General features: G+C 65.7%; 3 protein-coding genes. 1 reads left to right on the top strand and 2 read right to left on the bottom strand.

Annotated features, from left to right (window positions below):
• Positions 1-49 precede the first annotated feature (49 nt).
• Both ABSG20_RS32505 and ABSG20_RS32510 read right to left on the bottom strand, forming a co-directional pair.
• Positions 50-1609 carry an ABC transporter permease/substrate-binding protein gene (locus ABSG20_RS32505; RefSeq protein ID WP_423868544.1) on the bottom strand — a complete coding sequence of 520 codons (1560 nt, stop codon included), beginning with the start codon at positions 1607-1609 and terminating at the stop codon, positions 50-52.
• The gene (locus ABSG20_RS32510) at positions 1606-2409 is read right to left on the bottom strand and encodes an ATP-binding cassette domain-containing protein (RefSeq protein ID WP_423868545.1); all 804 of its coding nucleotides are present in this window, start codon (positions 2407-2409) and stop codon (positions 1606-1608) included. Before ABSG20_RS32510 ends, ABSG20_RS32505 begins: the two co-directional genes overlap by 4 nt.
• A 112-nt stretch (positions 2410-2521) precedes the next feature.
• Here ABSG20_RS32510 and ABSG20_RS32515 point away from each other — a divergent pair, with 112 nt between their 5' ends.
• Complete coding sequence (locus ABSG20_RS32515) at positions 2522-3382, top strand: ABC transporter ATP-binding protein (protein WP_423868546.1); 861 nt, start codon at positions 2522-2524, stop codon at positions 3380-3382.
• The last annotated feature ends 146 nt before the right edge of the window (positions 3383-3528 follow it).

The following is a 3528-nucleotide window of genomic DNA, read 5'->3' on the forward strand; positions in this document are numbered from 1 at the left end:
CCGAGACGGTCTCCTTGCCTGCTTTATTCCCAACTGTGTCCCGGCGCCGCTACCGCTGGGCGATCTTGTCCCACAGCCAGTGCGCCACGGCATCTGGCGATGACGCGCCGTCGCCGCCGGCGGCGCGCAAATTTGCCTCGCGCATGTCCGCTATATCGATGCTGCCGATCAGCGGCCGCAGCGCGGCTTGCAAGGCCTGATCGGTCGCCCGCTTCGGCGCCAGCAGCACGATGGCGTCGTAAGGCGGTATAGCGTGCCTGGGATCGTCCAGCACCTTAAGATCATATTTCGCGATCAGGCCGTCGCTGGTATAGCCCGCGATCACATCGACCTCGCCGGAGGCCGCTGCGGCATACATGAAGTCCGGCTGCATCTGCCGCTGCGTGCGAAACGAAAGGCCGTAGGCCTGTTGCAGCCCGGCCCATTCCGGCCGCGAAAAGAATTCGTAGTCGCCGGCGATCGACATCGCAGGCGCGCGCGAGGCGAGATCGGCAATGCTGCGAATACCCAGCGCATCGGCCCGCTTTCGCGGCATCACCAGCGCGTAGGCGTTGGCAAATCCGAGTTCGCCCAGCAATGTGACGCTCTCGCGTGCCAGCATGGCCTGCAATTCGACCAGCAATTCTTCACGCGGCTTGATATCGCTGCGATGAAACTGGTTCGCCCATAGCGTGCCGGAATAGTCGACATAGACGTCGATATCGCCGGCGACAAGCGCCTGGTAAATCACATTGGAACCAAGCCCCTGCCGCGGACTCGTCGTCAATCCCGCGGCCTGCAGCCGCTGTGCGATCAGCGCCGACAATACATACTGTTCGGCAAAAGTCTTGGCGCCGACAATGTAGTTCGAGGGCAGGCGCGCGGCGGAGGGCACCAGCGTGGCTGCGACCAGCGCCGCGATGCCGATGCCGCCGAGCGCCACCCGCAGACGGCGCCGTTCGCGAATGCCTATTTCGATCAAGGCCAAAAGCTGATCGACCGCGAGCGCGAGAGCCGCGGCGGCGAGACAGCCGAACAGCACGAACACCCAGTTCTGGGTCTGTAATCCGGCAAAGATGTAATTGCCGAGACTGGTTTGTCCGATCGGGGTGGACAGCGTCGCGGTGCCGATCACCCAGACCGCCGCGGTGCGGATGCCCGCCATCATGACCGGCAGCGCCAGCGGCAGCTCCACCTGCAACAGCGACTGCCGCGGCGTCATGCCGACGCCCTGGGCTGCCTCGCGGATCGCGGGGTCGACGCCTTGCAGGCCGGTGATGGTGTTGCGCAGCACCGGCAGTATGGCATAGAGCGCCAGCGCCAGCACCGCGGGCAGGAATCCGAAGGCCGAAAAGCCCAGACCGAACCAGGCCAGCGACAATGCCGCAAGCGCCAGCAGCAGCGGATAGAACAGCGCCAGCAGTGCCAGGCCCGGCACGGTTTGCACAATGCTGGCAAGCCCGAGCAGTGCGCCACGCATCAGTGGGCGGTTGCGGGCAACGATCGCCAGCGGCAGGCTGATCAAAAGCCCGAGCGCCAGCGCCGTGACGCTGACACGCACGTGATTGCCGAGATAATCCGGCAGGTGGGACAGGGCCTCGTTCCAGCGCGGATCGGAGATCGAACTCATGCCTTGTCGTCCCGCGGCAGCAGAATTTTGAGCCGTTCGGCCTGTCGCCGCGGCGTGCGCAGGAGTTCGCCGACGTAAGCGTCGGGGTTTGAGGAAAGTTCCGATGGCGTACCTTCCGCCACCAGCCGTCCGGCGCGCATCACGGCGATGCGGTCGGCGAGCAGGATGGCCTCGGTCATGTCGTGGGTGATCATGACCGTGGTCAGGCCGAGCCTTAAGTGCAGGGCCCGGTAGTCGTCGCCCAGCGCATCGCGGGTGAGGGGATCGAGCGCGCCGAAGGGCTCGTCCATCAGGACGATGCGGGGCCGTGCCGCCAACGCGCGGGCGACGCCGACGCGCTGGCGCTCGCCGCCCGACAGCTCATGGGGGAAACGGTCGCGGTGCCGGGCGCGATCAAGCCGTACCAGATCGAGCAGTTCGTCCACCCGGGCCGAAATCTCGACAGCGGAGGCGCCGTTGAGTTTCGGCGTGACGCCGATATTGCCGGCGACGCTCATATGCGGGAACAGTCCGCCGCTCTGGAACACATAACCGATATGGCGGCGCAGTTGCACCGGATCGACCGCGCGAACGTCCTCGCCTTCGATCGCGACGCGGCCGAAGTCGGCGTCGATCAGCCGGTTCGCCAGCCGCAGCAGCGTAGTCTTGCCCGAGCCGGAGCCGCCGACGATGGCGAGAAACTCCCCGCTTGCGACCTCAAGCGAGACGTCGTTCACGGCCAGGACAGGTTTGGCGCCGCGGCCGCCGTCGAAGCTCTTGCCGGCATGCGCAAAGGCGATCATTGGCGGGGCGGCGACCATGACGTTCTCGACTATCACAGCCCGATCAAGCGACCAAGTCAGCCCCGCTTGCAAGTCTCGCCTACCGGTTGAATTGTCGCAGCCGGAGCGGTAATCCATCTGGCGCAACATCATGGTTCGGGGAAACGTGCAGGCAGCTAATGCCGCGGGATCGACGGCGGTCGCGCTGGACGACACCACGGTGGCGTTCCGCCTGGCCGATGCGCGCACCTACACCGCGGTCGAGCGGGCCCGGCTCAGGATCGCCCATGGCGAGTTCGTTGCCCTGGTCGGGCCCACCGGATGCGGAAAATCCACATTATTGAATGTCGCGGCCGGCCTGCTCCGGCCGGTTTCGGGAACGGTGCGGATTTTCGATGCTCCGCTCCTCGGCCTCAACCGGCAGGCCGGTTACCTGTTTCAGGCCGACGCGCTGTTTCCCTGGAAGAGCGCGATCGACAACGTCGCCATCGCCCTGGAAATCACGGGCGTGGCACGCGCCGAGGCGCTGGAGCGCGCGCAGCAATGGCTGACATCGGTCGGTCTGGCAGCGTTCGGCAATCGCTATCCGCATATGCTGTCGGGCGGACAGCGCAAGCGCGTTGGCCTCGCGCAAGTGCTGATCCGGGATCCCCGGATCCTGCTGATGGACGAGCCGTTCGGGCCGCTCGACGCCCAGACCCGCCAGATCATGGGCAATCTCCTGCTGCAGCTGTGGAATGCCGATCGCAAGGCGGTCTTGTTCGTGACCCACGATCTGGAGGAGGCGATCGCGCTCGCCGACCGCGTCGTGATCATGTCGGCAGGGCCAAAGGCGCGCATCATCGGCGACTGGCCTGTGCCGCTGCAGCGACCGCGCGACATCCTGGAAATTCGCATGGAAAAGCAATTTCACGCGCTGCACCGGGAAATCTGGAGCGTGCTGAAAGACGAGGTGATGAAGGGTTACGCGCAGGCTTCGCAGGCCGCTGCCGGCGAGGCCCGATCGCCTTGATCTTGCCGGGGGCAAGGTTGGGCTTGACCGATCGATCGTCATTGCAAAAGGGAGACGTTGATGCAGGATGAGGGCATAAGCTCCCCTCCCCCCGCGCGCATCGCGCGTGGTGGGGAGGGGTCGGGGGTGGGGGGTGGCGCGGCGTT

The organism is Bradyrhizobium sp. (genome assembly GCF_049512235.1).
Classification (GTDB): Bacteria; Pseudomonadota; Alphaproteobacteria; order Rhizobiales; family Xanthobacteraceae; genus Bradyrhizobium.

Excerpts from the sequence above, each read along its gene's own strand:
- ABSG20_RS32505 (WP_423868544.1), bottom strand. The coding sequence starts at position 1,609 with ATGAGTTCGATCTCCGATCCGCGCTGGAACGAGGCCCTGTCCCACCTG.
- ABSG20_RS32510 (WP_423868545.1), bottom strand. The coding sequence starts at position 2,409 with ATGGTCGCCGCCCCGCCAATGATCGCCTTTGCGCATGCCGGCAAGAGC.
- ABSG20_RS32515 (WP_423868546.1), top strand. The coding sequence starts at position 2,522 with ATGGTTCGGGGAAACGTGCAGGCAGCTAATGCCGCGGGATCGACGGCG.